General features: G+C 70.3%; 21 protein-coding genes and 1 pseudogene. 12 read left to right on the top strand and 10 right to left on the bottom strand.

What is annotated here, in order from left to right; genetic code table 11:
• Window positions 1–139: 139 nt before the first annotated feature.
• The gene (locus NLX86_RS18170; protein WP_374213906.1) at window positions 140–2,041 is read right to left on the bottom strand and encodes a serine/threonine-protein kinase; all 1,902 of its coding nucleotides are present in this window, start codon (window positions 2,039–2,041) and stop codon (window positions 140–142) included.
• Between the two features lie 129 nt (window positions 2,042–2,170).
• Between NLX86_RS18170 and NLX86_RS18165 the strand changes: the two genes are divergently transcribed.
• Entirely contained in the window at window positions 2,171–2,902 is a 732-nt protein-coding gene (locus NLX86_RS18165) for a hypothetical protein (protein ID WP_254372788.1), read from the top strand.
• 66 nt (window positions 2,903–2,968) lie between these two features.
• Here the strand turns inward: NLX86_RS18165 and NLX86_RS18160 are convergent, their stop codons facing one another.
• Window positions 2,969–4,675 carry a glycerol-3-phosphate dehydrogenase/oxidase gene (locus NLX86_RS18160; RefSeq protein ID WP_254372753.1) on the bottom strand — a complete coding sequence of 569 codons (1,707 nt, stop codon included), beginning with the start codon at window positions 4,673–4,675 and terminating at the stop codon, window positions 2,969–2,971.
• 228 nt (window positions 4,676–4,903) lie between these two features.
• Between NLX86_RS18160 and NLX86_RS18155 the strand changes: the two genes are divergently transcribed.
• The 3 genes from NLX86_RS18155 (at window position 4,904) to NLX86_RS18145 (ending at window position 7,224) form a co-directional block, all read left to right on the top strand.
• Window positions 4,904–6,136, top strand: a complete 1,233-nt coding sequence (locus NLX86_RS18155; RefSeq protein ID WP_254372752.1) for a nucleotide sugar dehydrogenase — start codon at window positions 4,904–4,906, stop codon at window positions 6,134–6,136.
• Between the two features lie 23 nt (window positions 6,137–6,159).
• Complete coding sequence (locus NLX86_RS18150) at window positions 6,160–6,591, top strand: hypothetical protein (RefSeq protein ID WP_254372751.1); 432 nt, start codon at window positions 6,160–6,162, stop codon at window positions 6,589–6,591.
• A 120-nt stretch (window positions 6,592–6,711) separates the two neighbouring features.
• Window positions 6,712–7,224, top strand: a complete 513-nt coding sequence (locus NLX86_RS18145; RefSeq protein ID WP_254372750.1) for a hypothetical protein — start codon at window positions 6,712–6,714, stop codon at window positions 7,222–7,224.
• Window positions 7,225–7,316: 92 nt separating this feature from the next.
• Here NLX86_RS18145 and NLX86_RS18140 read toward each other — a convergent pair whose 3' ends face one another.
• The 4 genes from NLX86_RS18140 to NLX86_RS18125 form a co-directional block, all read right to left on the bottom strand.
• Window positions 7,317–8,447, bottom strand: coding sequence for a GuaB3 family IMP dehydrogenase-related protein (locus tag NLX86_RS18140; protein ID WP_254372749.1), 1,131 nt, complete (start codon window positions 8,445–8,447; stop codon window positions 7,317–7,319).
• Window positions 8,448–8,602: 155 nt separating this feature from the next.
• On the bottom strand, window positions 8,603–10,105 hold the full coding sequence (guaB, locus tag NLX86_RS18135; RefSeq protein ID WP_254372748.1) for an IMP dehydrogenase: 1,503 nt from the start codon (window positions 10,103–10,105) through the stop codon (window positions 8,603–8,605).
• Between the two features lie 134 nt (window positions 10,106–10,239).
• A complete protein-coding gene (locus NLX86_RS18130; protein ID WP_254372747.1) occupies window positions 10,240–10,827 on the bottom strand; it encodes a sigma-70 family RNA polymerase sigma factor in 588 nt (195 codons plus the stop codon).
• 275 nt (window positions 10,828–11,102) lie between these two features.
• Window positions 11,103–11,714, bottom strand: coding sequence for a response regulator transcription factor (locus tag NLX86_RS18125; RefSeq protein ID WP_003948568.1), 612 nt, complete (start codon window positions 11,712–11,714; stop codon window positions 11,103–11,105).
• Between the two features lie 379 nt (window positions 11,715–12,093).
• On the opposite strand from NLX86_RS18125, the gene NLX86_RS18120 reads away from it, so the two are divergent.
• Complete coding sequence (locus NLX86_RS18120; RefSeq protein ID WP_254372746.1) at window positions 12,094–12,420, top strand: WhiB family transcriptional regulator; 327 nt, start codon at window positions 12,094–12,096, stop codon at window positions 12,418–12,420.
• A gap of 44 nt (window positions 12,421–12,464) precedes the next feature.
• Here the strand turns inward: NLX86_RS18120 and NLX86_RS18115 are convergent, their stop codons facing one another.
• On the bottom strand, window positions 12,465–13,364 hold the full coding sequence (locus NLX86_RS18115) for a LysR family transcriptional regulator (RefSeq protein WP_254372745.1): 900 nt from the start codon (window positions 13,362–13,364) through the stop codon (window positions 12,465–12,467).
• Window positions 13,365–13,445: 81 nt separating this feature from the next.
• Between NLX86_RS18115 and NLX86_RS18110 the strand changes: the two genes are divergently transcribed.
• Window positions 13,446–14,126, top strand: coding sequence for an MOSC domain-containing protein (locus NLX86_RS18110; RefSeq protein ID WP_254372744.1), 681 nt, complete (start codon window positions 13,446–13,448; stop codon window positions 14,124–14,126).
• Window positions 14,127–14,184: 58 nt separating this feature from the next.
• A complete protein-coding gene (locus tag NLX86_RS18105; protein WP_254372743.1) occupies window positions 14,185–14,958 on the top strand; it encodes an SDR family oxidoreductase in 774 nt (257 codons plus the stop codon).
• Here the strand turns inward: NLX86_RS18105 and NLX86_RS18100 are convergent.
• Window positions 14,921–15,223 (bottom strand): hypothetical protein, encoded by a 303-nt coding sequence (locus NLX86_RS18100; protein WP_254372742.1) that lies wholly within the window; start codon window positions 15,221–15,223, stop codon window positions 14,921–14,923. The two genes, NLX86_RS18105 and NLX86_RS18100, sit on opposite strands and share 38 nt — an antisense overlap.
• Window positions 15,224–15,557: 334 nt before the next feature.
• Between NLX86_RS18100 and NLX86_RS18095 the strand changes: the two genes are divergently transcribed.
• Both NLX86_RS18095 and NLX86_RS18090 read left to right on the top strand, forming a co-directional pair.
• Window positions 15,558–16,646 (top strand): substrate-binding domain-containing protein, encoded by a 1,089-nt coding sequence (locus NLX86_RS18095; RefSeq protein WP_254372741.1) that lies wholly within the window; start codon window positions 15,558–15,560, stop codon window positions 16,644–16,646.
• A 105-nt stretch (window positions 16,647–16,751) separates the two neighbouring features.
• Window positions 16,752–18,074 (top strand): sugar ABC transporter substrate-binding protein, encoded by a 1,323-nt coding sequence (locus tag NLX86_RS18090; protein WP_254372740.1) that lies wholly within the window; start codon window positions 16,752–16,754, stop codon window positions 18,072–18,074.
• A gap of 23 nt (window positions 18,075–18,097) precedes the next feature.
• Here NLX86_RS18090 and NLX86_RS18085 read toward each other — a convergent pair whose 3' ends face one another.
• Window positions 18,098–19,738, bottom strand: coding sequence for a transposase (locus NLX86_RS18085; RefSeq protein WP_254372739.1), 1,641 nt, complete (start codon window positions 19,736–19,738; stop codon window positions 18,098–18,100).
• A 156-nt stretch (window positions 19,739–19,894) separates the two neighbouring features.
• On the opposite strand from NLX86_RS18085, the pseudogene NLX86_RS18080 reads away from it, so the two are divergent.
• From NLX86_RS18080 to NLX86_RS18070, 3 genes and pseudogenes are all read left to right on the top strand, one after another.
• Window positions 19,895–20,299: pseudogene (locus tag NLX86_RS18080) on the top strand (carbohydrate ABC transporter permease); the annotation flags it as partial.
• Window positions 20,300–20,349: 50 nt separating this feature from the next.
• Entirely contained in the window at window positions 20,350–21,381 is a 1,032-nt protein-coding gene (locus NLX86_RS18075; protein ID WP_254372738.1) for a hydroxyacid dehydrogenase, read from the top strand.
• A gap of 60 nt (window positions 21,382–21,441) precedes the next feature.
• A complete protein-coding gene (locus tag NLX86_RS18070; RefSeq protein ID WP_254372737.1) occupies window positions 21,442–22,137 on the top strand; it encodes an ester cyclase in 696 nt (231 codons plus the stop codon).
• A 95-nt stretch (window positions 22,138–22,232) separates the two neighbouring features.
• Here NLX86_RS18070 and groL read toward each other — a convergent pair whose 3' ends face one another.
• Window positions 22,233–23,855: a chaperonin GroEL gene (gene groL / locus NLX86_RS18065; protein WP_254372736.1), complete on the bottom strand. Its 1,623-nt coding sequence runs from the start codon at window positions 23,853–23,855 to the stop codon at window positions 22,233–22,235.
• Window positions 23,856–23,916 lie beyond the last annotated feature (61 nt).

The raw sequence follows: 23,916 nt of genomic DNA, 5'->3' as shown, positions 1-23,916 counted from the left end.
GCCGTCCGACAGCCACAGAAAAGGGCCAATTCCGGTCGTTTACCGGCCCATTGCGGCTGCGTACGGTCCGCGAGCTCTCACGATACGTGGCAACACCCGTCCGCGCCGCCGGGTCAACGCAACCCGGCCCCGAACGTGCTCAGTCCTTCGGCCGGAACGTGTCGAACGCCGTCTTGCGCAGCGTCCGGCACTCCGCGCCGTCCCACTCGCTCTGCTTGCAGGTGACCATGATCGAGTAACCGTGCCTGGCGTCCACCTTGAAGCCGCGGTTGAGTATCCGGACCCGCTCGCCGCTCTGGTTCCGCTCGAACTGCCAGTCGGCGACGGTCGGGTAGCCCTTGTACTGCACCTTCCCGATGCCGAGCAGCTTGTAGCCGCTGCTGCTGCCGGCGACGGCGGGCGCGAGCTGTGCCCAGGCGAGGGCCGCGTCGTCGGTGGGGCTGTCGTTGAAGTCGATCTGGATACGCGGGAATCCGCCGGACTCGCTGTAGATGCCGCCGGAGTTCTGGCCCGCTATTGCGGTGCGCTTGAAGCCGGCCGGCATCGCCATGGTGAAGTGGAAACGGCTGTCGGTGACCGTCTTGTACCCGTCGGGCAGCGTGACCTTGTCCGAGGAACCGCCGGTCTTCCCGCCGTCGGAGGCGTCCCCCGTACCGGCGCCCGTGCCCTTGTCCTTGTCCTTGTCGGCTTCCTTGCCCGTGCCCTTGTTCGTGCCTGTGCCCGTGCCCGTGCCCTTGTCCGGGTCGTCACCGCCCGCAGTGGCCCCGCTGGACGCGGCCTTGTCGTCCTTGGACTTGCCGTCCTGGCCGCCCGGCTCGTCACCGTTGCCGCCGAGCGCGACTGCGAGGATCGTGCCGAGTATGGCGAGCACCGCCACGACCGCCACGATTGCGAGCGTGCGGCGCGACACCACGTCCGTGAGCGGCGCCCGCGCGGCGGGCTTGGGCCCGGGCTCGGCGGAGGCGGCGGCTGCTGCGGCTGCGTTGCGTACGGACTGCAGCGCCCCGCGCATCCGCTCCGCGGCCGCCGCACCCTTCGGCTGCGCCGCCCTGTCCTCCGGCGGTACGGGCGGGAGGACGACCACCCGGGTCGCGTCGCCGGCCGGTTCCGGCTCGGGCTCCGCGACCGGTTCGGGCGCGTTGACGACGTCGTTCAGCAGCGCACGGGCGCCCGCGTCGTCGAGCCGCCGCTGCGGGTCCTTGGCCAGCAGCCCGTAGATGACCTCCTCCAGCGCTCCCGCGCTCTTCGGCGGGTCGAGCGGCTCGGTCATAACGGCGGTCAGGGTCGCGATCGCGGAACCCTTGTCGTACGGCGGAATGCCCTCCACCGAGGCGTACAGCAGGCCGCCCAGCGACCACAGGTCGGCGGGCGGGCCGGGCTTGTGACCGCGGGCGCGCTCGGGCGAGATGTAGGAGGGGGCGCCGACGAGCATGCCGGTCGAGGTGACGGAGGGGTCACCCTCGACCTGCGCGATACCGAAGTCGGTGAGCACGACCCGGCCGTCCTCGGCGATCAGCACATTGGACGGCTTCACATCGCGGTGCAGGATGCCCTCGCGGTGCGCGGAACGCAGCACGTCCAGGACGGCGAGCCCGACCTCGGCGGCCCGATGGGGGCTCAGGGTGCCCTTCTCACGGATGACTTCGGCGAGCGAGGCGCCCTCGATGAGCTCCATGACGATCCAGGGCCGGTCGTCCTCGTCCACGACGTCGAAGACGGTCACCGCACCGTTGTGGCGGATACGGGCGATCGCCTTCGCCTCGCGCAGGGTCCGGGTGATCAGCCGGCGCTTCTCGTCCTCGTCGATGTTCGTCGGGAACCGCAGCTCCTTGACAGCGACGGTGCGGCCGAGGGTCTCGTCCACGGCCCGCCAGACGGTACCCATACCGCCCTTGCCAAGCACGGCCCCGAGCCGATACCGCCCCGCAAGAAGCCGCCCACCCTCCTCGGCGCCGCGGTCCGCACTGCGGTTCGCACCACCCTCGCCGCCGTCACCCGAACGCTTCTGGCCGAGGCGGCCCGAGCCCTGCCCCGTCTCCACCTCCGGGCTCCCGGAACCCTCACCACGCCCTGCGCCGGCCTCGCCAGCACCCCCGGCCACGGCCGTGCGGCCCTCACCGTCACCCAAGGGACGGTCCTCACCACGGCCTTCGACCGAACCTTCGCCCGGTTGCCCATCAGGGCCGGCGGAACCACCCTTGTCCCCCACCCGGCCCTCAACGTCACCCAAGGAACGGCCTGGGGCCTGCTCGTCGGCATCGCGGGCGGAGGCGGTGCGGTCCTCGTCGTCGCCGGGGCCACGGTCCGCGGCGCCATCACCTGCAAGCGGCGCGCCAACGCCGCCGGGGCGGCGGTCACCACCGCCGGTCGGCTCGTCATCCCGGTCCCCCTCCACGGGGTCCCTGGGAACGGCCTTGTCCCCGCCCTCGGGCCCGCCGCTGCCCGAAACCTCGCCCGCACGGTCGGCATCAGCCACGACTTCAGCCGGGACCGAACCGTCGGCAGCCGAACCGTCGGCGTCAGCCGCGCCATCGGGCGGAGCCGGAGCCGTGGCAGGGCGGTCCGCGTCACCCATGCCACCGCCCGGAACCTCGGCCGAACCGTCGGCGTCAGCCGCGCCACCGGCCGGGGGCGCGCCACCGGCCGGGGCCGGGGCTTCGGCCCGGCCGTCGGCCTGACGCGCGTCGACCGCGTCCATATCCGCCGGTCGTTGGCCGGCCGCGGCCTCGCCCTCGGGCCGGTTCTTGTCCTGCTGGGGCCCCCGCGCCTGCTCCGCCTCCGACATGCGTCCCCTCTGCGATCCTGTGCCTCGCCCGCGGTGCTCCTTCGGCTCTGCGAGCCCGGGAGTAGCAGTAACCCGCCCTGGCAGAACCTTCATTGTCCCCCACCCCGGGACCGGTGAATGTGCGGGGTCCACCGGTGGCACCAGGCGGTTTCCGGCCAGACCGGCCGGAAACCGCCTAGATCCTCACAGCGGCACGATGTCCGGCGCGCCGAGCCGCGCCGCGTCCGCCGTCAGGTCGTCCGGCTGCCGCTGCGACTCCCGCTCCGCCTGCACGCGCTTGTTGTAGTGCTCGACCTCCTTCTCGATCTGCTCCTTGTCCCAGCCCAGCACCGGCGCCATCAGCTCGGCGCACTCCCGCGCGCTGCGCGTCCCCCGGTCGAACGTCTCGATCGAGATCCGTGTCCGGCGCGTCAGTACGTCGTCCAGGTGCCGCGCGCCCTCGTGCGAGGCCGCGTAGACCACCTCCGCCCGCAGGTAGTCGTCCGCCGCACTCAGCGGCTCACCCAGCGACGCGTCGGCGGCGATCAGCTCCAGCAGCTCCTCCGTCAGCGAGCCGTACCGGTTCAACAGGTGTTCCACCCGCGCCACATGAAGCCCCGTCCGGGCCGCGATCCGGGCCCGCGCGTTCCAGAGCGCCTTGTACCCCTCCGCCCCGACCAGCGGCACATCCTCCGTGACACAGTCGGCGACCCGCTGGTCCAGCCCGTGCACCGCCTCGTCCACCGCATCCTTGGCCATCACCCGGTACGTCGTGTACTTGCCACCCGCCACGACCACCAGCCCCGGCACGGTATGCGCCACCGTGTGCTCGCGCGACAACTTGCTTGTCGCTTCCGACTCCCCGGCCAGCAGCGGCCGCAGCCCGGCGTACACCCCCTGGACGTCGTCCCGCGTCAGCGGCACCGCGAGCACCGAATTGACGTGTTCCAGCAGGTAGTCGATGTCGGCGCTCGAAGCCGCCGGATGCGCCTTGTCGAGGTCCCAGTCCGTGTCCGTCGTCCCGACGATCCAGTGCCGGCCCCACGGGATCACGAACAGCACGGACTTCTCGGTCCGCAGGATCAGCCCGGTCGTGGAGTGGATCCGGTCCTTGGGCACCACCAGGTGGATGCCCTTGGACGCCCGTACGTGGAACTGCCCGCGCTCCCCGATCAGCGCCTGCGTGTCATCTGTCCACACCCCGGTGGCGTTGACGATCTGCTTGGCCCGGATCTCGTACTCCCCACCGCCCTCCACGTCCTGTACGCGCGCCCCGACGACCCGCTCACCCTCCCTCAGGAAACCGATGACCCGGGCCCGGTTGGCGACCTCCGCGCCGTACGCCGACGCCGTACGCACCAGGGTCGCCACATAGCGCGCGTCGTCCATCTGGGCGTCGTAGTACTGCAACGCGCCCACCAGCGCGTCCTTCTTCAGGCAGGGCGCGACCCGCAGCGCGCGCGTGCGCGTCAGATGCCGGTGCACCGGCAGTCCGCGCCCGTGGCCCGAGGACACCGACATGGCGTCGTACAGCGCCACGCCCGATCCGGCGTAGAAACGCTCCCAGCCCTTGTGCTGGAGGGGGTACAGAAACGGCACCGGCTTCACCAGGTGCGGCGCCAGCCGCCCCAGCAGCAGCCCGCGCTCCTTCAGAGCCTCCCGTACGAGCGTGAAGTCCAGCATCTCCAGATAGCGCAGCCCGCCGTGGATCAGCTTGCTCGACCGGCTCGACGTGCCCGACGCCCAGTCGCGCGCTTCCACCAGTCCGGTCGCGAGCCCGCGGGTCGCGGCGTCGAGCGCGGTGCCGGCGCCGACCACCCCCGCGCCCACGACCAGCACGTCCAGTTCACGCTCGGCCATCGCGGCAAGCGCTTCCGCACGCTCCGCAGGTCCCAGTGTCGCTGTCCTCACTGCTGCCTCCCGTTGATCGGGGTGGTCCCGCTCATAGCCCCCACCCTCACGATTCTGTCCGGGCTTGCCCGAGTCAGCCACCGCCTGTGGACAACACTCCCGTGACCGCCGCCGCGCAATACGGCATATCGGTCATATTTACGCCTAGTCTGACATTGCGCTCGCTCGTTCTGTCCACAGGACTTGCGCTCTCTGTCCCCTCCGGTTAAGGGAAGGACGGCCAACGCCATGCCCGCAGATCTCGCCGTCATCGGACTCGGCCACCTCGGCCTGCCCCTCGCCCAGGCTGCCGTCACCGCCGGCATCGAGACCATCGGATACGACACCGGCCCCTCCCCCTGCGGTGGCGCGCTGTCCGCAGCGGACATCCGCCGGATGTCCGCGGCCGGCTTCCGGGCCACCACCAACCCGGCCGAGCTGGGCAGGGTCCGTACCGCCGTCATCTGCGCCCCGACCCCGCTGGGGCCCGACCGGGCGCCCGACCTGTCCGCCGTCGGGAACGCCGCCCGCGCACTCGCCGCGCGGCTGCGCCCGCACACCACGGTGATCCTGGAATCGGCCGCCTATCCCGGCGCCACCGAGGAATTCCTGCGGCCGGTACTCGAACAGGGCTCCGGCCTCCGGGCGGGACGCGACTTCCACCTCGCGTACTCCCCCAGCCGCCTCGATCCCGGCAACCGCACCCACGGCTACTCCAACACCCCCAAGGTCATCGGCGGCCTCACCCCCGCCTGCACCGAATCGGCCGCGGCCTTCTACGCCCGCCTCACCGACAAGGTGGTCCGCGCTCGCGGCCCGCGCGAAGCGGAAACGGTTCAGCTCCTGGAGACCAACTACCGGCACGTCAACATCGCCCTGGTCAACGAAATGGCGGTGCTCTGCCACGACCTCGGCGTGGACCTCTGGGACGTCATCCGCTGCGCCGAGACCAAGCCGTACGGCTTCCACGCCTTCCGCCCCGGCCCCGGCGTCGGCGGCCACGGCGTCCCGGTCGACCCCAACTACCTCCCGCACACCAGCCGCACGCCGGGCCACCCGCTGCGCATGGTCGGACTCGCCCAGGAGATCAACAACCGCATGCCGCAGTACGTCATCCAACGCTGCGCCACCCTCCTCAACGAGCACGGCAAATCCGCCCGCGGGGCCCGCGTCCTGCTCCTCGGCGTCACGTACAAGCCCGACCTCGCCGACCAGCAGGGCTCACCCGCCCACGAGATCGCCTCCCGCCTGATCGACCTGGGCGCCCAGCTCAGCTACCACGATCCGTACGTCGCCGACTGGCGCGTCCGCGACCAGCCGGTCCCGCGCGCGGACTCCCTCTACGAGGCCGCGGCCAACGCGGACCTGACGATCCTGCTCCAGCACCACCGCACGTACGACCTCCAAGGGCTCGCCGTAAAGGCCCAGTTGCTGCTTGACACCAGAGGAGCGAGTCCGGCGGGCGCGGCGCACCGGCTCTGAGGCGAACGAAGCCCAGCGCCGCCGTGCACGCCTTTCCCGACGGCGGCCGGCGCCTCACCGGCCACGACGGGTTCTCACTGACCGTCGAGCCGACCCTGTACCGGCTCACGCCACAGGATGTGGCCCACCTGGACTCGGGCATACCGGCGGAGGCCGTCGTACGCATGCCGGCCCGCGCCCCGGAGCGGATCCCGCAGCCCCGGCCCCAGTCGAAGGACCGGTCGGGCAGCGGGGCCGGCGCGCGTGGCGGGGATGGGCAGGGGTCGGCCCGGTTGTGGATGCTCACGATCCTCAGCGCTGTGGTCGGCACGTTCACGCTGATCCTCACGGCCGCGGAGTTCGACACCTCCCTCAGCCCCACCCCGGACTGGACCGCGCTCGTCCTCTTCTGGTTCTTCACCGCGTGTTGTGCGGTGCCGACCGTCCGGGCCTGGCTGCGCAGACGCCGTGGCTGAGTGGCTGCCGGGAAATGCGTGGCGGCGCCGTCCGAAGGGCCTGCTAGCCTGCGGCGTCACTTCCCGCACAGCCGCAACTCGTACAGCTGTGCGCATTCAGTCCCTGGGGGGATCTTCAGCATGAGCCAGTCCGTTCCGCCGGCCGGCAATCCGTTCGCCGACGGCGCCGTCCCGCCCGCCCCGGCCCCGGCCCCGGTCCGCAACAACGTCGCGCTCGGCCTGGTGGCCGGCCTCGTCGCCGCCGTCGTCGGCGCCCTCGCCTACGGCGGCATCATGCGTGCCATGGCCGATGAGGACGGCAGCTACAGCGAGATCGGCTTCCTCGCCCTCGGCGTCGGCGCCCTCGTCGGTGTCGCGCTCGGCAAGCTCGGCGGCCGTAACCCGATCCTCCCGATCGCGGGTGTGCCGCTCGCTCTGCTCGGCGTCTTCCTCGGCCAGATGTTCGGCTACGCCCTCATGATGAGCTGGTGGTCCGAGCTCGCCGGTACGCCGGTCACCCTCACCGAGCTGTTCACCTCCGAGTTCACCCGTCTCTTCGAGGCGTGGAAGGAAGAGAGCGACTTCATGAGCGTTCTCTTCTTCGCCATCGCGGGCTACGAGGGCTTCGTCATCACCAAGAAGCTCGGCGGCTGACGCCGCACGCAGTGCACACGGAAGGGCCCGTACGCGCGATGCGGTACGGGCCCTTCCGGCGTACGTACGAGGCGTACGGGACGTACGGGCCCTCAGCGCGGGCCGTCGTGCTGCGACGGCGCCACCGTCACCTCGACCCGCTGGAACTCCTTGAGGTCGCTGTAGCCCGTGGTCGCCATCGACCGGCGCAGCGCACCGAAGAAGTTCATCGACCCGTCCGGGACGTGCGAGGGGCCGAGCAGGATCTCCTCCGTCGTACCGACCGCACCCAGGTCCATCCGCTTGCCGCGCGGCACGTCCTCGTGGACGGCCTCCATGCCCCAGTGGAATCCGCGGCCCGGCGCGTCCGTCGCGCGCGCCAGCGGCGAGCCCATCATCACCGCGTCGGCGCCGCAGGAGATCGCCTTGGGAAGATCACCCGACCAGCCCACTCCGCCGTCGGCGATGACGTGCACGTACCGGCCGCCGGACTCGTCCATGTAGTCCCGGCGGGCCGCCGCGACATCGGCGACCGCGGTCGCCATCGGCACCCGGATGCCCAGCACGTTACGGGTGGTGTGCGCGGCCCCGCCGCCGAAGCCGACGAGGACACCGGCGGCGCCGGTGCGCATCAGGTGCAGCGCGGCGGTGTACGTGGCGCAGCCGCCGACGATGACCGGCACATCGAGTTCGTAGATGAACTGCTTGAGGTTGAGCGGCTCGGCGGCGCCCGACACATGCTCGGCGGAGACGGTCGTCCCGCGGATCACGAAGATGTCGACACCGGCGTCGACGACGGCCTTGGAGAACTCGGCCGTGCGCTGCGGCGACAGCGCGGCCGCGGTGACGACACCCGAGTCGCGCACCTCCTTGAGGCGCTGCCCGATCAGGTCCGCCTTGATGGGGGCGGCGTAGATCTCCTGGAGACGGCGGGTGGCCCGGCCCTCGTCCAGCTCGGCGATCTCCTGGAGCAGCGGCTCCGGGTCCTCGTACCGCGTCCACAGGCCCTCGAGGTTCAGCACACCCAGGCCGCCGAGCTCACCAATGCGGATCGCGGTCTGCGGCGAGACGACGGAGTCCATCGGAGCAGCCAGGAACGGAAGCTCGAAACGATAGGCGTCGATCTGCCAGGCGATCGAGACCTCCTTCGGGTCCCGGGTGCGCCGGCTCGGGACGATGGCGATGTCGTCGAACGCGTACGCCCTGCGGCCGCGCTTGCCGCGCCCGATCTCGATCTCAGTCACGTGTGTGGCCTTTCCCTCTTGGTCTGCGTGTCCAGTATCCCCGACGGGCGCGCGGAAGCGTCTCGGCGACCGGTGGGCGGACGGGTCGCGCGCAACGCGGGGGCGGCCCGGAATCCCGGGCCGCCCCCTCGCTGCGCTTGCCGCGGCGGCGAGCCTTACCGCCTGGTGTAGTTCGGCGCCTCGACCGTCATCTGGATGTCGTGCGGGTGGCTCTCCTTGAGCCCGGCCGCCGTGATCCGGACGAACCGGCCGCGGTCCTGAAGCTCGGGCACCGTCCGGCCGCCGACGTAGAACATCGACTGGCGCAGGCCGCCGACCAGCTGGTGGACGACCGCGGAGAGCGGGCCGCGGTAGGGCACCTGGCCCTCGATGCCCTCGGGGACCAGCTTGTCGTCGGTGCCGACGCCCTCCTGGAAGTACCGGTCCTTGGAGTACGACTTGGCCTGGCCGCGCGACTGCATGGCGCCCAGCGAGCCCATGCCGCGGTACGACTTGAACTGCTTGCCGTTGATGAAGAGCAGCTCGCCCGGCGACTCCTCGCAGCCGGCCAGCAGCGAGCCCAGCATCACCGTGTCCGCGCCGGCGACCAGGGCCTTGGCAATGTCGCCGCTGTACTGCAGGCCGCCGTCGCCGATGACCGGGACGCCGGCCGCCTTGGCGGCGAGCGAGGCTTCGTAGATGGCGGTGACCTGCGGGACGCCGATGCCGGCGACCACGCGGGTGGTGCAGATGGAGCCGGGGCCGACGCCGACCTTGATGCCGTCCACGCCCGCGTCGATCAGCGCCTGGGCACCGTCGCGGGTGGCGATGTTGCCGCCGATGACGTCCACCGACGAGTTCGACTTGATCTTGGCGACCATGTCGCCGACCAGCCGGGAGTGGCCGTGCGCGGTGTCGACGACGATGAAGTCGACGCCCGCCTCGATCAGCGCCTGGGCACGCTCGTACGCGTCGCCCGCCACACCGACGGCGGCGCCGACGAGCAGTCGGCCGCCCTTGTCCTTGGCGGCGTTCGGGTACTTCTCGGCCTTGACGAAGTCCTTGACCGTGATGAGGCCCTTGAGGATGCCCGCGTCGTCGACCAGCGGCAGCTTCTCGATCTTGTGGCGACGCAGCAGCTCCATGGCGTCCACACCGGAGATGCCGACCTTGCCGGTGACCAGCGGCATCGGGGTCATGACCTCGCGCACCTGGCGGCCGCGGTCCGACTCGAAGGCCATGTCGCGGTTGGTGACGATGCCGAGCAGCTTGCCCGCCTGGTCGGTGACCGGCACCCCGCTGATGCGGAACTTGGCGCACAGCTCGTCGGCCTCGCCCAGCGTGGCGTCGGGGTGCACGGTGATCGGGTCGGTCACCATGCCGGACTCGGAGCGCTTGACCAGATCGACCTGGTTGGCCTGGTCGGCAATGGAGAGGTTGCGGTGCAGCACACCGACACCGCCCTGACGGGCCATCGCGATCGCCATCCGCGCCTCGGTGACCTTGTCCATCGCCGCGGACAGCAGCGGGACGTTCACCCGGACGTTCTTGGAGATGTACGACGAGGTGTCGATCTGGTCCGGGGCCATGTCGGACGCGCCTGGCAGCAGCAGCACATCGTCGTAGGTCAGCCCGAGCGTCGCGAATTTCCCGGGTACTCCGTCGACGTTGTCAGTCATGACACCTTCCCAAATGGTCTTGCTCAGCGCGGATGTCCATGCTAACGGGATCCTGTCGTGTCCCATTCCACGAACAAGATCAGCAGGAATTTTCGTACGTTCCTACCGCGTCGTGCGCCGTACGGCCGGCCGGACTACTGCTCGGCCAGCGCCCGCAGCCGGCTCAGGGCCCGGTGCTGAGCGACGCGCACCGCACCCGGCGACATCCCGAGCATCTGCCCGGTCTCCTCGGCGGTCAGCCCGACCGCGACCCGCAGCACCAGCAGCTCGCGCTGGTTCTCCGGGAGGTTGGCGAGGAGCTTCTTGGCCCATTCGGCGTCGCTGCTGAGCAGTGCCCGCTCCTCGGGGCCGAGTGAGTCGTCCGGCCGCTCCGGCATCTCGTCGGACGGTACGGCCGTACTCCCAGGGTGCCGCATCGCGGCCCGTTGCAGGTCGGCGACCTTGTGCGCGGCGATGGCGAAGACGAAGGCCTCGAAGGGCCGACCGGTGTCCCGGTAGCGCGGCAGCGCCATCAGCACCGCGACGCACACCTCCTGCGCGAGGTCCTCCACGAAGTGCCGGGCATCGCCGGGCAGCCGGGAGAGCCGGGTGCGGCAGTAGCGCAGGGCGAGCGGGTGCACGCGGGCCAGCAGGTCGTGCGTGGCCTGTTCGTCGCCCTCGACCGCACGGTGGACGAGGGCACCGATGACCCCATGGGCAGTGACTGCCTCGTCTTCGCGCATCGGTCCATGGTGCCTTGGTGCCGAACGTTCCGTGGCACCGCGTCCTGTTTCGTGCACCGAAGCGTTATGAGCAGGCGCGCCGGACGTCATCTCGTGCGCCCTCCCCTCCCGCTCGGCCGAATCGTCCCCGAGGAACTCCACACCTCAAGGATGCGGCATCGAGCCGGAGGCAACACATGCCGCTCCGCGGCAGGGTCGTTCCCGGCACGGCAGACCCCGCCCGCCGACCGGCGGACGGGGATCGACGACGTACCCCCGGGGCAGCACACACGGTCCTAGCGGACCAGGCCCCAGCGGAACCCGAGCGCCACCGCGTGCGCCCGGTCCGACGCGCCCAGCTTCTTGAAGAGCCGCCGCGCGTGCGTCTTGACGGTGTCCTCGGAGAGGAACAGCTCGCGCCCGATCTCCGCGTTCGACCGGCCGTGGCTCATACCTTCCAGCACCTGGATCTCCCGCGCGGTGAGGGTGGGCGCGGCGCCCATCTCGGCCGAGCGCAGCCGGCGCGGCGCGAGCCGCCAGGTCGGGTCGGCGAGGGCCTGGGTCACGGTCGCCCGCAGTTCGGCGCGCGAGGCGTCCTTGTGCAGGTAGCCGCGGGCACCGGCGGCGACCGCCAGCGCGACACCGTCGAGATCCTCGGCGACGGTGAGCATGATGATGCGGGCGCCGGGATCGGCCGAGAGCAGGCGGCGTACGGTCTCGACACCGCCGAGCCCGGGCATCCGTACGTCCATCAGAATCAGGTCCGAGCGGTCGGCACCCCAGCGGCGGAGGACTTCCTCGCCGTTGGCAGCCGTCGTCACACGCTCTACGCCGGGCACGGTCGCGACCGCACGGCGGAGTGCTTCTCGGGCAAGCGGGGAGTCGTCGCAGACGAGGACGGATGTCATGGCCGCCCTCCGCAGCTGATGCGCGTCACCTTGAGCCTCCAGGCTGGGTACGTATCGTCACCTGTGCGGTTGACACCCTCGGACATCTGCCCGAGCGCTTGTTCCTTCAACCGCCTCCGCACTCTCAACGACGGTCACTCGAAAGAGTTACGGGTCGGACGGACACCTTCAGCACTCTACGTGAGGAAGCGGACACACCGCGGGCGCCACGAGCCATCTGTCCTTCATCTGGAGCTATGCCCTATTTGGCTGCAATTCTTCCGTTTCGCTGGTGTCTGGGACTAGATTCGCCATGAGTCATATTTACATCTACTCACACCGTGGATGTACCGTCGTGGGCACCTTATCCGCCTCAGTAACGGCTTCAAGGGGACAAGCAATGGCAGATTTCTCCCGCCTTCCCGGACCCAACGCCGACCTCTGGGACTGGCAGTTGCTCGCCGCCTGCCGCGGGGTCGACAGCTCGCTCTTCTTCCACCCGGAAGGCGAGCGGGGCGCGGCCCGGAGTGCGCGTGAGACCTCCGCCAAGGAGGTCTGCATGCGGTGCCCCGTGCGCGCGGAGTGCGCCGCCCATGCCCTGGCCGTACGCGAGCCGTACGGCGTGTGGGGCGGGCTGACCGAGGACGAGCGCGAGGAACTGATGGGCCGCGCCCGCAACCGGCTGATCTCGGCGTCGAGTGCGGGAGGCACGACGACGACCCACTGAAGGAACGTTTCTGCAGACGGCCGTTTTTTGGCGTGCCGCCGTGGTCAGCGCGCGGCCGCGCGCTCCAGCCGGTCCAGCATTGCCGCGACCGCGGGCACCCGGGCCAGGTCGGGGAGGGTCAGGGCGACCACCTCGCGTTGGACGGACGGCTCCAGCGCCACGGTCCGCGCCCCCCTCGGGCGTACCGATTCCACCGCCAGTTCAGGCAGCACCGCCACGCCGAGGCCCGCACCGACCAGCCCGACCACCGCCGGGTAGTCGTCGGTGGCGAAGTCGATCCGCGGGGTGAAGCCGGCGTCCTCGCACACCTCGACGAGGTGGCGGCGGCAGCGCGGACAGCCCGCGATCCAGGACTCCTCGGCCAGTTCGGCCATACCCAGCCGGTCCGCCTCCGCCAGCCGGTGCCCCTCCGGAACCAGACCGACCAGGCGGTCGGTGAGCAGGGGGCGGACCACGAGGTCGTCCCAGGCGTCCCGCTCCACGGCGGTCGTGCCGTAACGGAAGGCCAGCGCCACATCACAGTCACCCTCGCGCAACATCTCGACCGAGCGCGGCGGTTCGGCCTCGACGAGTGAGACCCGGGTGCCGGGATGTTCCCGGCGCATAGCGGCGAGCGCGGTCGGGACGAGCGTGGAACTACCGCTGGGGAACGAGACCAGCCGCACCCGGCCGGCCCGCAGGCCCGCGATCGCGGCGACCTCCTCCTCGGCGGCCGTCAGCCCGGCCAGGATGCCCGCGGCGTGGCGTACCAGCGCCTCCCCGGCCTCGGTGAGGCGCATCTCGCGGCCGGTGCGGATCAGCAGCGGGGTGCCCGCGGAGTGCTCCAGGGCCTTCATCTGCTGGCTGACGGCGGGCTGGGTGCAGCCCAGGTCCCGCGCGGCGGCGGAGAAGGAGCCGGTGGCGGCCACGGCGCGCAGCACGCGGAGATGACGGGCCTCGATCATAGTTTGAGCATAAGCGACGCTTGGGGGCAGAGGCGAAAACCGCGTCGACGCTTTGGCGGTCGATCGCTTAGCGTGGCGCACATGCTGTCTTCTCGAAGAGTTCTTTCCGTGAATCTGGGACGTGCCGAGGCCGTCGAGTACACCGACGCTCCCTCCGGCCGCACCGGCATCGACAAGCAGCCGGCCGAGGGGGCCGTACGGGTGACCGCCCCCGGCCCCAAGGGGGTGGGGGCGAGCGGCGTCGCGGGGGACGCCGTGTGCGACCTGCGGTTCCACGGCGGCGACGACCGGGCCGTGTACGCCTTCGCGCGCGAGGATCTCGACCGGTGGGAGCGCGAGCTGGAGCGGCCGCTCGCGCACGGCTCGTTCGGCGAGAACCTCACCACCGCCGGCCTCGATGTGAACGGTGCGCTCATAGGCGAGCGCTGGCGCGTCGGCCCTGAGTTGGTGCTCGAGGTCACCGGCGGGCGTATTCCCTGTCGTACCTTCGCGGGCTCACTCGGCGAGCGGGGATGGGTCCGGCGTTTCACCCGGGACGCGGCACCGGGGGCACTGCTGCGCGTCATCCGGCCCGGCGAGATCCGCGCGGGCGACCCGGTCGAGATCGTGCACCGGCCCGAGCACGACATCACCGTCGCCCTGCTCTTCCGGGCCGTGACCACCGAGCGTGAGCTGCTGCCGCGCACACTGGTCGCCGCGGAGTGGATGGAGCCCGAACTGCGGGCAGTGGCCGAGGAGTACACCGCCAAGTACGGCTCGTAGGGCGTGGACGGGGGGCGCGGGCCCTGCCAGTGCGCCGGGCATCCCCTAACGTTCAGCCATGACGACTGCACTGATTACGGGATCGACGGCAGGCATCGGCGCCGCCTTCGCGCGGCGCCTGGCCTCCGAAGGGCACAACCTGGTGCTGGTGGCCCGTGACACCAAGCGGTTGCGGGAGCAGGCCACCGAGCTGCACGACCTGCACGGCATCGAGGCCGAGGTGCTGACCGCCGATCTCTCCCTGGACAGCGGGATCGAGGCGGTCGAGGCCCGGCTGTCCGACCGCAAGAGCCCTGTCGACCTCCTGATCAACAATGCCGGGTTCGGCAACAAGGGCCGCTTCCTCGAAGTGTCCATGGCCGACGAACTGACGATGCTGAAGGTGCACTGCGAGGCGGTGCTGCGGCTGACCTCGGCGGCGGCCGACGGCATGCGCGAGCGCGGGCGCGGCGGAGTGGTCAACGTGGCCTCGGTGGCCGCGTTCGTACCGCGCGGCACGTACGGCGCGTCGAAGTCCTGGGTGGTGCAGTTCACCCAGGGCGCGGCGAAGGACCTGGCCGGGTCCGGCGTGCGGCTGATGGCGCTGTGCCCCGGCTTCGTCCGCACCGAGTTCCATGAGCGGGCGGGGATGGGGACGGACAACATCCCGAACTGGATGTGGCTCGACGCGGACAAGCTGGTGGCGTCGGCGCTCGCCGATCTGGCGCGCGGGAAGACAGTGTCCGTCCCGGACCCGCGGTACAAGGCGCTGATGGGCGTGGTGAAGGTGGCGCCGCGCGGGCTGCTGGGCGGCGTCAGTTCCCGTACGGGCCGCAAATACGGGCCCCAGTAGCGGCTTGGCTCAGGTCCTCGGTGAGGACCAGGGCCGCCGTGCTGCCGTCCTGCCATGCGACGTCCACCCGGCGGCCGGTGACGGTGACTCGGGCGAGGGTGGCGACCGGGGCGGGGTCCGGTTCGGCGGTGAGTGAGGCGAGGGCGGCGAAGACCGTCCCGCCGCGGTCGGTGACCGTGCCGTGCAGCACGGCGGTACGCGCCCGCGGGCCGATGAGGGTGGAGCCCGCGGGGGTGTCGGCCGGCCCGGTGTCGTAGCCGTGCACCGGGTGGAGCTGCGCGGTGGGGCTGTCGGTGGCGACGGCGGGGATGACGGCGGCGGTGACGGCGGGAGTGACGGCCCAGCCCGTCTGGCGTACGGGAGTTCCGGGCTCGGCGCCGGTGACCAGATGGCGGCGTCCCAGTGCGCCCGGGTCCAGCCGGTGTACGGGCTGAGCTCCCGGTTCTCGGACGGCGCGGGCATCATGCTCGGGGAATCTAGAGCCATGATTGATCGAACGTCAACGAGATAAGCGCGAATGATCGAAACTCCCATCGTTCGATCACATTGCATTAGGGTCGTGGCCGCCGAGCCACTACACCGCGAGGGGGACTGCCGCCGTGCGCGAGACCGCCGTTGAACGTCACGACCGACTGCTGGGCCTGGTGCGCGAGCGCGGTACCGCCCGGGTCTCGGAACTCGCCGCCCAGCTCGGCGTCTCGCCCGTCACCGTGCGGCGGGACGTGGAGGCGCTGGCCGTCCGGGGGCTCCTCGACCGGGTGCACGGATCGGTCTCCTGGCCGGCCGACAGCGCGGCCGACGCGGGGGGCGGGGGCGCCGAGGGGCTGGTACTGGGGCTGCTGGCGCCATCCGCGACGTACTACTTCGCGCAGGTCATCCAGGGGGCGCACGAGGCGGCGGCGCGGGCCGGGGCCCGGTTGATCCTGCGGATCTCCGACTACCGGCCGGAGGAGGACCAGGCACGCACCGAGGGGCTGCTGGCCGCCGGGGCGGAGGGGCTGCTGATCGCGCCGGGCTGGCGGGGGGCGGACGATGCGGCGCGGTACGGCGACTGGGCCGCCGGGCTCCCCGTACCGGCCGTACTGCTGGAGCGGGAGGCCGCGCCCGGCAGCCCGCTGAACGGCCTGGACCGGGTGTGCTCGGACCACCGGCACGGGGTGCTGCTCGCCGTACGACACCTGGTGGCTCTCGGGCATCCGACGCCGCTGCTGGTGGCCCGCGCCGACAGTCCGACCGCCCTCGCGGTGCGGGCGGGGTACGCGGAGGCGCTGGGCGCGCTCGGGCTGCGGGCGCCGCGGCCGGTGATCGACTCGGTGCCGGCCGAGCGGGACCCGGAGGGGTTCGAGGAGGCGGTACGGGCGCTGCACGCGGCGGTGGCCGCGGGCGAGGCGACGGCGGCGCTGGTGCACAACGACGTGGACGCGATCCGAATGGTGCAGCGCCTGGCCGACCTGGGCGTACGGGTGCCGCGGGACCTGGCCCTCATCGCGTACGACGACGAGGTGGCGGCCCTGGCGGACATCCCCATGACGGCGGTGGCGCCGCCCAAGCGGCATGTGGGGCGGCATGCGGCCGGGTTGCTGTTGGACCGGCTGGCGGCCGGGGGGGTGGGAGCGGAAGAGGAGGAGCCTCGGCGGCATCTGTCGCTGCTGCCCCAGCTGCGGGTGAGGTCATCCTGCGGGGCCTGATCTGATCTTTTTTCGATCAATCAATCTTTCGCTCTTGACTTCGGTCGTCGGCGGCTCAAGTATCACGGCCAACGTCATGCCCTCTCTGTCGTCAGGAGCTGCGCTGTGAGCCGGAGTTGGAACAGAACCACCCATGTCGTAGTCGGCGCCGCCACCGCCCTCGCCGTGCTCACGGCCTGCGGCGGCAGCGGTGACTCGTCATCGGCCGAGGGGACTGCCGACAAGCCCGTGACGCTGACGTTCTGGGCCTGGCAGAAGGGCTCAAAGGACGTCGTGGACGCCTTCAACGCCTCGCAGGACGAGGTGAAGGTGAAGTTCGAGGAGATCCCCGCCGGCAACGCCGGCGGCTACGCCAAGATCTCCAACGCCGTGAAGGCGGGCAATGCGCCCGACCTGATCGCCGTCGAGTACCCGCAACTGCCGGAGTACGTCAGCCAGGGCGCGATCCAGGACATCAGCTCGCATGTCACCGACGGCATCAAGCAGAAGCTGCTGCCGCAGGCGGTCGAACTGACCACGCTCGGCGGCAAGAACTGGGCCGTGCCGTTCGACGCGGCGCCGCAGGCGTTCTTCTACCGCAAGGATGTGTTCGACCGGCACGGGATCGCGGTCCCCACGACGTGGGACGAGTACCGCAAGGCCGGCGAGCAGATCAGGAAGGCCGACGGGAAGGCCCGTATAGGCACCTTCTTCCCTGACGACCCGAGCACGCTCCAGGCGATGTCCTGGCAGGCCGGTGCGCACTGGTTCAAGGCGGAGGGCGACACCTGGAAGATCGACACGACGGACGCCGCGACTTCCAGGGTCGCCGGGTTCTGGCAGGGCCTGATCGACGACGACCTCGTCCACTCGCAGGTCTCCTTCAGCCCCGAGTGGGTCAACTCCCTGAAGAGCGGCGGCACGGTCGGTTACGTCGGCGCGTCCTGGGGCGGCGGGGTCGTCAAGTCCACCCTGCCCGAGCAGAGCGGCAAGTGGGCCGTGGCGCCGATCCCGACCTGGGACGGCAAGCCGGCCAGCGGGATGCTGGGCGGCTCCACGTTCGCGGTGACCAAGGGCAGCAAGCACGCCGAGGCGGCGGTGGAGTTCGCGACGTGGATGGCCACGACGCCGGAGGGCATCAAGGCCCGCATCGCCTCGGGCACCTCCAGCGCCTTCCCGGCCGCGTCCGCACTGCGCCCGGTGGCCAAGGCGGCGTTCGACCCGAGCTTCTACGGCGGCCAGGACATCTACCAGGTCTTCGAGGACGCGGCCGCCTCGATCCGGCCCGACTGGACCTGGGGCCCCACGTCGGGCACCACGACGACCGCGATCAAGGATCGCTTCGGAAAGATCAAGAGCGGCGAGTCCACCGTGGCCGACGGAATCAAGGCCGGCCACGACGCGACGGTAGCGGAGCTGAAGAAGCGCGGCCTGAAGGTAACGGGCTGATGCCCAACGCCCAACCGTTCCAATTAAGTGATCAGGAGTGAGCTTTGAACCCATACCTGGTCACTGCGGACATCCCGAACGGTTTTGGATATCCGACTGGTCGCCCGCGTTCTCGTGCCATCCGTTCGGGTACGTGCATCGTGTGCACGCTCCGTGACGGAGGGGCGGGTTCCCTCACGCCCCCGGTCACCTGGTCCGGCCTGGACGGTCCGATGCCCAGCACCATCGCTCTGGTGATGCTGGGGCGGTGCCGTCCGTCGCCGGATCGGGTGCCCGAGAGCGCGTCGCCCGATCGCGATACCAGCGGCATCGTGACGGGACATCTTGCGGCGGGGGATGGTCAGCGGCTTGCGCCAGTGCTGATCGCCCCACATGGAGGTGTAGGCCGGGTCCACGGCCACGATGGACAAGTCCATCTCGGCGGCCATCGACACCAAGCGGGCTTTGAGTTTGCCGGTGGGGATACCGGAGATGAGCTGCCGGAAGCGTTTCCTGCGGCCGTGCTTCTCGCGGGTCTTCTCGGCGGTGAAGTCCAGGTCCTCAATCGCGATGGCCGCCACGCCGCACTGCTTCGCCCAGTGCAGGAGTCGGGTGATGGCGTGCCGGATCTGCGCGTCACGGTGCGGGGCGGTGTCGGACAGGTCGTAGTGGAACCTGCGCGGGTCGCCGACCGGGTTGCCGTAGGTGTCGAGCTGGTAAGCGGCGAAGTGGTCGGCGTTGGTGTCCACGCCGATCATGCCCTGGGCGCGTGCCGTGTCCAGCGGCATGGTCTGGACGATGGGGCGCTGCCAGGACGCGGTCAGGTACCAGCGTCCGCGTTCCACGTCCAGGTGGATGCGGTAGGCGACAGCCCGGTTCGTCTCGATCCGGTCGGCCCATTCCTGGCCCCGGTGCGCGAACGCGATACGGGAGGCCAGGACGTACCGGCCGTGCTTGGCGTTGGCGTACTGGGCAAGCGGGGCGGGCAGCTTGATGCTGACCTCGCCCTCGGGAGTGACACGGATCGTCTCGTTGCCGTACCGCTTCCCGGACTCGCCGTCAGCGGCGAGGAACCAGCGCGATGCTTCCCAGCGTTCCCGCCACTCGGGCTCGGTGAGCTGCATGGCGGACAGGTTGTGCCGGGTGTTGAGCAACTTCCGGCCGCCGCGCACGACGTGCACGACTCCGGCCTCACGCTCAGCGCGAGCGACATCGAGCCGGTGTTCCAGGATCGCCAGGCGTCGGGTTTTCTGGAACCACTCGCCCTTGGACCGGTAGCCGCCCGCAGCGCGCTTGGTGCCCTTCTCCCCGAGCGGGAGGGACAGTCGATGCATCAGGGTCCGCACACCAGATTCGAGGTTCTGGATGTGGGCGAGCTGGCAGCGGCGCGAGAGCGCCCACTGATCGTGGGTGGCCTTCGTGATCGACCCCGCCCACCGGGACGACGAGGCGGCCGTCAGCCCCTGCTTACGGGCCGCCCACGTATCCGTGGAGTGGTCGCCCGCGTCCGAGCAGCGCGCCTTGAGGTCGCGGGCCGCCAGGGAGCCAAGCTGCTCGCCGATCAGGCGCAACACCTTGTCGTCCTCGGGCGTGAGGCGCTTGAGACGGTCACGCACAGCGACACCGGACGGGCCGAGGGAGACGAACGGGGCATCGATGGTACGAAGCTTTCTCTGCTCAGACATGCCCGTTCACCTCCCTTGATCCGTGCGTGATCGGATCATACGCACGACCACCGACAAACCGTCAAACCCCCTCAAAAACCATCAAGTTGGGAAGATCGGAAGTCGTGACAAGCCACCCAGAAAGTGCACCCCTGAGCACTCGCGCGCACTCAAACGCCAGCAGTTCGCGACCCCTTCGGGGTCTATCTCTCCCGGGTCTTCAGCGCCGGCTATATCCCCGACGAGGCCCTGGAGGCCGCCCGTATCGACGGGGCCGGCGAGCTGCGCACCTTCTGGTCCATAGGTCTGCGCATGATCATGCCGGGGTTTGTGACCGTCTTCCTCTTCCAGTTCACCGCGATCTGGAACAACTTCTTCCTCCCCCTCGTCATGCTCTCCGACCGCGAGCTCTTCCCGCTGAGCCTCGGTCTGTACGCCTGGAACACCAACACCCACAGCGAGCCCGAGTTCTACCCGCTCGTCGTCACCGGCTCCCTCCTCGCCGTCCTCCCCCTGATCGTCGCCTTCGTCTCCCTCCAGCGGCACTGGAAGGCCGGCCTCACCGCAGGCAGCGTCAAGTGACGCCGTACGGGCGCCGATGGAGCAAGCGCAGAAGGAGCACTGGTTCCACCATGCACCCCACCACTGACAACAGCAGGCCACGCGTTCTGCTCGCCATGGGCCCGGGCATCGCCGAGCGGCTCTTCTCCGACCGCCACCACACCCGCCTCGCGGCCCTCGCCCGTACCGACTCCCGCCTGGTCGCGCACGACCTCGCCGCGCCCACCCCGCAGGTCGTGGCCGCCCTCGCCGAGGCCGAGCTGCTGCTCACCTGCTGGGGAGCGACCCCGCTCAGCGCCGGCGTGCTGGACGCGGCCCCGAAGCTGCGGGCCGTCGTGCATGCCGCCGGCTCGGTCAAGCACCACGTCACCGACGCCTGCTGGGAACGCGGCCTCGCCGTCGCCTCCGCCGCCGCCGCCAACGCCCTGCCTGTCGCGGAGTACACGCTCGCCGCGATCCTCCTCGCGAACAAGCGCGTCCTGCACACCCGCCGCCGCTACCGCGAGCTGCGCAGCCACCACGACTGGCGCCGGGAGCTCGACGGCGCGGGCAACTACGGCCGTACGGTCGGGGTCGTCGGCGCGTCCCGGATCGGCCGCCGCGTGATCGAGCTACTGCGCCCGTTCGACCTGCGGGTCCTGCTGTACGACCCGTACGTCGAGGAGGCGGAGGCCGTCCGCCTGGGCGCCCGCAGCGTCCCGCTGGACGTGCTGTGCGCCCGCAGCGACATCGTCACCGTGCACGCTCCGCAGGTCCCGGCCACCCACCGCATGATCGGCGCCCGGCAGCTGGCTCTGATGCCCGACGGAGCGACCTTGATCAACACCGCCCGCGGCTCCCTCGTCGACGAGGACGCCCTCCTCCCCGAGCTCGTCTCCGGCCGGCTGGATGCCGTACTCGATGTGACGGACCCCGAACTCCCACCCCCCGACTCGCCGTTGTACGACCTGCCGAATGTCCTGCTCACCCCGCACATCGCAGGGTCGCTGGGCGGGGAGCTACACCGGATGGCCGACCGGGCGCTGGACGAGGTGGAGCGGTTCGCGGCCGGCCTGCCCTTCGCCGACCCGGTTCACCCGGCCGCCCTGAGCCACTCGGCCTGACCCAACAAGAGGCGCAAATATCACTAAAATGGACGTATCCCATCCATCGCGGGAGGCGCCATGAAATTCGTACAGGTAATCGACTACAAGACCGAGCGGTCCGATGACATGAACCAGCTCATGGACAAGTGGGTCGAACAGACCAAGGGCAAGCGGACCGCCACCCACAACATCATCGGCAGGGACCGGTCCGAAGCGAACCACTACGTCGAGATCGTCGAATTCCCGTCGTACGAAGAGGCGATGAAGAACTCCCACCTGCCGGAGACCGACCGGATCTTCCAGGAGATGGTGGCGCTCTGCGACGGGATGCCGTCCTTCACCGACCTCGATGTGGTCCGCGAGGAGCAGCTGAACACCGCGACCGCGCGGCGCTTCTTCCACGAGATCGCCGTCGGCGGCAACCTCGACGCCATCGACGAGGTGTTCGCGGCGGACCACCAGGACCACGACATCATGAAGGAAGAGGACACCGTCGTCGGCTCCGACATCATCCGCAGCGACGTCACCGGATGGCGCAACGCCTTCGATTTCCACTTCGACCTCGACCGGCAGGTGTCGGAGGGCGACGACGTGGTGACGCTGTGGACGTGGACCGGCACCCACAAGGGCGACTTCATGGGCATCGCACCCACGGGCAAGCAGTGCAGGATGACCGGCACCACGATCTTCCGCTTCCGCGACGGGAAGATCAAGGAGACCTGGTGGCACTACGACGCCATGCGTCTGATGCGGGAACTCGGCGCGACCGGCTGAGGCTGAGCGACTGAACGACGAACGACGAACGACGAAAGGCCCCTGTTCCCGCCGCTCGGCGGCGGGAACAGGGGCCTTTACGCGACTACGCGACGTCAGTGCGAGTGGCCGTGGCCGTGGCCCGCGTTCGCCTCTTCCTCGGCCGGCTTCTCGACGACCAGGGTCTCGGTCGTGAGCAGCAGCGACGCGATGGACGCGGCGTTCTCCAGCGCGGAGCGGGTGACCTTGACCGGGTCGATGACGCCGGCCTTCACCAGGTCGCCGTAATCGCCGGTCGCGGCGTTGAAGCCCTGGCCCTTCTCGAGCTCGGCCACCTTCGCGGTGATGACGTAGCCCTCGAGGCCGGCGTTCTCGGCGATCCAGCGCAGCGGCTCGACCACGGCGCGGCGGACGACCGCGACACCGGTGGCCTCGTCGCCGTTCAGGCCGAGGTTGCCCTCGAGCACCTTGGAGGCGTGCACCAGAGCGGAGCCACCACCAGAGACGATGCCCTCCTCGACCGCGGCGCGGGTCGCGGAGATGGCGTCCTCCAGACGGTGCTTCTTCTCCTTCAGCTCCACCTCGGTGGCGGCGCCGACCTTGATCACGCACACGCCGCCGGCCAGCTTCGCGAGGCGCTCCTGGAGCTTCTCGCGGTCCCAGTCGGAGTCCGTGGACTCGATCTCGGCCTTGATCTGGTTGATGCGGCCGACGACGTCCTCGTGCTTGCCGCCACCGTCGACGATGGTGGTGTCGTCCTTGGAGACGGTCACGCGGCGGGCGGAGCCCAGCACGTCCAGACCGGCCTGGTCGAGCTTGAGGCCGACCTCCTCGGCGATGACGGTGGCGCCGGTGAGGGTGGCCATGTCGCCGAGCATCGCCTTGCGGCGGTCGCCGAAGCCGGGGGCCTTGACCGCGACGGCGTTGAACGTGCCGCGGATCTTGTTGACGACCAGGGTCGACAGGGCCTCGCCCTCGACGTCCTCGGCGATGATCAGGAGCGGCTTGGAGGAGCCGGCCTGGATGACCTTCTCGAGCAGCGGCAGCATGTCCTGGATCGAGGAGATCTTGCCCTGGTGGATCAGGATGTACGGGTCGTCGAGGACGGCCTCCATACGCTCCTGGTCGGTCACCATGTACGGCGACAGGTAGCCCTTGTCGAAGGCCATGCCCTCGGTGAAGTCGAGCTCCAGGCCGAAGGTGTTGGACTCCTCGACGGTGATGACACCGTCCTTGCCGACCTTGTCCATCGCCTCGGCGATGAGCTCGCCGACCTGCTGGTCCTGCGCGGAGAGCGCGGCCACGGCGGCGATGTCGGTCTTGTCCTCGATCGGGCGGGCGTTCGCGAGAAGGTCCTCGGACACGGCCTTGACCGCGGCGTCGATGCCCTTCTTGAGCGAGGCCGGGGAGGCGCCGGCGGCGACGTTGCGCAGGCCCTCGCGGACCAGTGCCTGGGCCAGCACGGTGGCGGTGGTGGTGCCGTCACCCGCGATGTCGTTGGTCTTGGTCGCCACCTCCTTCACGAGCTGGGCGCCCAGGTTCTCGTACGGGTCGTCGAGCTCGACCTCGCGGGCGATGGTGACACCGTCATTGGTGATGGTGGGGGCGCCGAACTTCTTGTCGATGACGACGTTGCGGCCCTTGGGGCCGATCGTCACCTTGACCGTGTCGGCAAGCTTGTTGACGCCGCGCTCGAGGGCGCGACGGGCGTCCTCGTCGAACTTCAGGATCTTCGCCATGTGAGCTTCTCTGTCCTCTCAAATGAACTGCGCCCCGGCGCCCGGCCATTGAAGAGCGGGA

The sequence above is a fragment of the Streptomyces sp. A3M-1-3 genome (assembly GCF_024213665.1).
Taxonomy (GTDB): Bacteria; Actinomycetota; Actinomycetes; order Streptomycetales; family Streptomycetaceae; genus Streptomyces.
Note: the sequence above shows the minus strand (reverse complement) of the source record. Positions and strands in the feature narration are given on the sequence as shown.